Source organism: Vicinamibacteria bacterium (assembly GCA_035620555.1).
Taxonomy (GTDB): Bacteria; Acidobacteriota; Vicinamibacteria; order Marinacidobacterales; family SMYC01; genus DASPGQ01.
On the sequence record DASPGQ010000655.1, the window covers coordinates 1 to 3,832 of the forward strand.

General features: G+C 61.9%; 6 protein-coding genes. 1 reads left to right on the forward strand and 5 read right to left on the reverse strand.

All coding sequences use genetic code 11. From position 1 onward, the window contains the following. A partial coding sequence (locus VEK15_26610; protein ID HXV64300.1) for an amidohydrolase occupies positions 1 to 731 on the reverse strand: 731 nt, incomplete at its 3' end. A 9-nt stretch (positions 732 to 740) separates the two neighbouring features. After that, on the reverse strand, positions 741 to 1,238 hold the full coding sequence (locus tag VEK15_26615) for a DUF2911 domain-containing protein (GenBank protein ID HXV64301.1): 498 nt from the start codon (positions 1,236 to 1,238) through the stop codon (positions 741 to 743). A 41-nt stretch (positions 1,239 to 1,279) separates the two neighbouring features. Between VEK15_26615 and miaE the strand changes: the two genes are divergently transcribed. Further along, the gene (miaE, locus tag VEK15_26620; protein ID HXV64302.1) at positions 1,280 to 1,843 is read left to right on the forward strand and encodes a tRNA isopentenyl-2-thiomethyl-A-37 hydroxylase MiaE; all 564 of its coding nucleotides are present in this window, start codon (positions 1,280 to 1,282) and stop codon (positions 1,841 to 1,843) included. 117 nt (positions 1,844 to 1,960) lie between these two features. Here miaE and VEK15_26625 read toward each other — a convergent pair whose 3' ends face one another. The 3 genes from VEK15_26625 to VEK15_26635 form a co-directional block, all read right to left on the reverse strand. Continuing rightward, positions 1,961 to 2,332: a RidA family protein gene (locus VEK15_26625; GenBank protein ID HXV64303.1), complete on the reverse strand. Its 372-nt coding sequence runs from the start codon at positions 2,330 to 2,332 to the stop codon at positions 1,961 to 1,963. A 228-nt stretch (positions 2,333 to 2,560) separates the two neighbouring features. Beyond that, positions 2,561 to 3,601, reverse strand: coding sequence for a hypothetical protein (locus VEK15_26630; GenBank protein ID HXV64304.1), 1,041 nt, complete (start codon positions 3,599 to 3,601; stop codon positions 2,561 to 2,563). Then, positions 3,576 to 3,832 (reverse strand): hypothetical protein (locus VEK15_26635; GenBank protein HXV64305.1); only part of this gene is annotated, 257 nt, incomplete at its 5' end. The genes VEK15_26635 and VEK15_26630, both read right to left, overlap by 26 nt.

The window sequence follows — 3,832 nt, forward strand, 5'->3', positions numbered from 1 at the left end:
TTGATGTGCTCGCGCATGTAGTTCACCCCCACGCTCATGAGCTCGACGGCATCGAGGGCGCTTCGGCCCTGATGGGGCGAAGTCGACGCGTGCGCGGGAAGGCCGGAGAAGCGGAACTTCACCGAGACGTTCGCTTTCGAGTAGGCGTAGCCGGCATTCGTCACCGGGCTCGCGTGCCACGTAAGGATCACATCGTCGTCCTTGAAGTAGTCCTCGCGCAGCATGTACGTCTTGCCGATTCCCGTCTCTTCGGCGGGCGTTCCGTAGAGCTTGATGGTTCCCGCCACGGCTCCGGAAGCGATCGCTTCCTTCGCGGCGACGGCCGCGGCGGTGGACGCGGTTCCGAAAATGCTGTGGCCGCAGCCGTGGCCCGCACCGGCTCCCTCGCGCTCACGGCGCTCGGGAACCTTGTCCTGCGAGAGACCCGGAAGAGCGTCGTACTCGGCGAGGATGCCGATGACGGGCCGTCCATTTCCGTAAGTAGCGACGAATGCCGTGGGCATCCCCGCGACTCCTTCTTCCACGGTGAAGCCGTTCGCCTTCAGCAGATCGACGAGCTCTTTCGCGGAGCGAACTTCTTCGAGTCCCGTTTCCGCGTAGCTCCAGATGTTCTGGTTCACGCGCTTCAACGTATCGGAATTCGCATCCACCCACGAGAACGCTCGAGTCTTCGCCTCGTGGGGCTCGGCCGCAACACCGAGCGCCAACAACATCGCAGACAACGTCAGCATGATCTCGATTCAGCTCAACTTCAAGAGTCGGAAGCGCTGCCTAAGAACGTGCTCTCCCCAGCGGATGGCGAGGATGCCGGTCTCGTCGGTCTCTTTCGTGAGCTCGATGGTCAGTTGTTCGGTGCTTGCCTCGCCTACGTCCCACTTGAGGGGAACCGCGAGAAGGTCACGCCTCCGGTCGTGCTCGGTGCCCCACTGACCCGTCTGAGAATTGACAACGAGCATCCAGTCGTCCGCCGCCGTCCTCTCGAGGAACAAACTGTACTCCCCGGCTCTGACGACGATTGTTCCGAACGTGGCGGTACCGTCGATTGTAAGCGTCGTGGATTGGTCGGCACCGAGACGCCACACGGTGCCCACCGGCGCCAGCGACAACAGGTCGCGCCCTTTCAGGGATGGGCGTCCGTACTCGACGGATATCGTCGCGCCGTTCAAGCTCAGCTCGGCCGTGGCGCGCGGAGATTGAAAGAGGACCATCCCGACAAGCGCCCAGCAAACGGTTGACATGCCAGATTCCTCCGAACCGATCCTATCACTACAATGGCAGCATGCTACTCTCCACGACGCCGCCTTCCTGGGTCGAGCTCGCATGTCGGCACATCGACACAGTTCTCGTCGATCACGCACACTGCGAGAAGAAAGCTGCGGCCTCCGCGCTTTCGCTCATCGCCGCCCATCCTTCGAAGGCGACGCTCGTTCGAGCCCTGAGCGCTCTCGCGATCGAGGAGCTCCAGCACTTCCGCGCGGTTCACAACCGCATCGTCGCTCGAGGCCTGACGCTCGGACGCGACCCGGGGGACCCCTACGCCCAGCGCCTCCTTGCGCTCGCCGGACGGGGACGCTCCCGTCTCGTCGACAAGCTCCTGATCTTCGGCCTCATCGAAGCGCGCTCCCACGAACGGCTCGATTTGCTCGCGACCCACCTGCGCGAGCCAGAGCTCGCGGGCCTTTACCGGCAGCTCGCCGGGGCCGAAAGTCGCCACGCCGCGACTTTCCAGGAGCTCGCCGCCCGTTACGCGTCTTCATCCGACGTGGATCGTCGCCTACAGGAGCTGGCGGCCCTTGAGGCAGAAATCGTCGAAGCGCTGCCCATTGCTCCTCGGATTCATTGAACCGGTTCGGTGAGCTCCCGCAGTCCTCCCGACGGTCAACCGATGGGGTTGCGACGCATTAACAGGGTGAGGAAAAGCTCGGCGCATCTCAAACGGCCATCTACATGAAATGCAGAGTCAGCGATCGGGTTTGACGGCGATCATCTGTAGCTCAACCTTTGCGCCGCCAACCAGAGCAGCAACCTGCACGGTCGCCCTTGCTGGTGGATCGGTCGAAAAGACCTGGTGGTAAACCTCGTTGAATTTGGCGAAGTCATCGAAGCTCGTGATGTACACGGTCACGGACGTGACGTCATGAAAGCCCATGTCAGCCGCCTCGAGGACTTCGCCCACATTGGCGAGCGCGCGGCGCGTTTCGGCTTCGATACCACCGGGAACGATGTTGTTGGCGTCATCCTCTCCAATGGTGCCCGCAAGATAGAGAGTGTTGCCGACAAGGATCCCGGGGCTATAGGGAAGACCTCCCGTGGCCGGACCTGCTTGAATCACGCGGCGTGCCCCTCGGTGTTCCGAGCTCGATCTCCCAGCTTGCAATCTTAGCGTCGGCACGATTCCGGCGAGAACAACCGCGAATCCTGCTAGCGCGATGCAAAGAGAACGACCACCTACCATTCGTTGCCTCCTCTCGAATCCTTGGGATCCAATAAAGACGGGCGCGCCGGATCTGACGCGGGCTGTTATGCCGCCAGGCCGCATCGTTCAACTCCCAATGAAGCGTCAATGCCTGAACTGCTCGAGGATTCCCGCGTCGACCCAGTACACATTCCCACCGGTGGCTGTCTCCCACGAACCGCCGTACAGCCTGGAAAAGAAGAGGTACTTCCCGTCCGGTGTGACCATCGGACAGAACTCGTGCGCGTCGGTGTTGATCACGTCTCCGAGGTGGGCCGGTTTGCCCCAGCTGCCGTTGTCGAGGCGGAACGAGACGAAGAGATCGCCGTTGCCGACGCTGGGAGGACGATCGGAAGAGAAGACCATGTAGCTCTCGTCCGGTGCAACGAACGTATCACCCGTCCCGGACTCCCCGTTGATGGGCTGGCCGACGTTCACCGGCTCAGCAAAGTTGCCTTCACCCAGCCGCTGTGCGCGATACAGATCGCTGCGGGTACCTCCCGGACGGTTCGAGGAGAAGTACAGACTGCCGTCCGCAACCACCACGGGATACACCTCCATCGCCTCGGTGCTGATGGGCGGGGGCACCACCCGGGCCGGGACCCACTTCCCATCGACTCGATGTGTGACCCATATATCCCAGGTCGGGTGCTCTGGGGCGTACTCGTTCGGGTACTCGCCGAGAAAGTACAACTCCCGGCCATCGGGCGAGACGGACATATCGCCGCTCACCTCCCCCGGAAATACGGGTAGCCGAACCGGTTCACTCCACGCGCCGTCCGCGAACACCGAATGGAACATCGTATCCACGCCGGCAACGTGTCGCCCAAAGAAGAACTCGTTCCCATCAGGAGAGAAGACTCCGTTGAACTCGATGCCATCGGTGCTGACGATCCCGGGTGCGAATAGCTCGGGAATGAGGCCCGGCACCGGCTGTCCGAAGTAGGGTGAATCTACGCGGATGCTGGAGATAGCACCTTCTTCCTTATCGGTGACGCATGCGGTCATAAAAATGCATGCAATCAATATCAGTGTAATCCGCTGGTGGTAACTCACGCGGGGAACCCAATTCTCGTGGAGGCATAAACGCTCCGGATAAGCTGCGAAGTCCTCGCGCCCATCACGTCCGGGGTTCGTCGGCTTCATCCGGTTGTTCGACCGCCCGATCATTCCCGGCACGTTTGGCCTGGCGGAGTCTCGCGCTGACTATTGCTGCGCCGGCAATACAGGAGACAGCCGGAAACAGCGCCGCAAGAGCGAGAAAGACGCGATCTGCCGTGGTTACTGGTGGCTTCACCCAATGAGGTGCGAGAGCAGCCGACACGCCGTACGCGACAGCAGGCAGAAGCGCCCAGAGCACCGGGCGCGCCGATTCAA

Coding starts and splice junctions, on each gene's coding strand:
- VEK15_26615 (HXV64301.1), bottom strand. CDS start 1,238: ATGTCAACCGTTTGCTGGGCGCTTGTCGGGATGGTCCTCTTTCAATCT.
- miaE (HXV64302.1), top strand. CDS start 1,280: ATGCTACTCTCCACGACGCCGCCTTCCTGGGTCGAGCTCGCATGTCGG.
- VEK15_26630 (HXV64304.1), bottom strand. CDS start 3,601: ATGAAGCCGACGAACCCCGGACGTGATGGGCGCGAGGACTTCGCAGCT.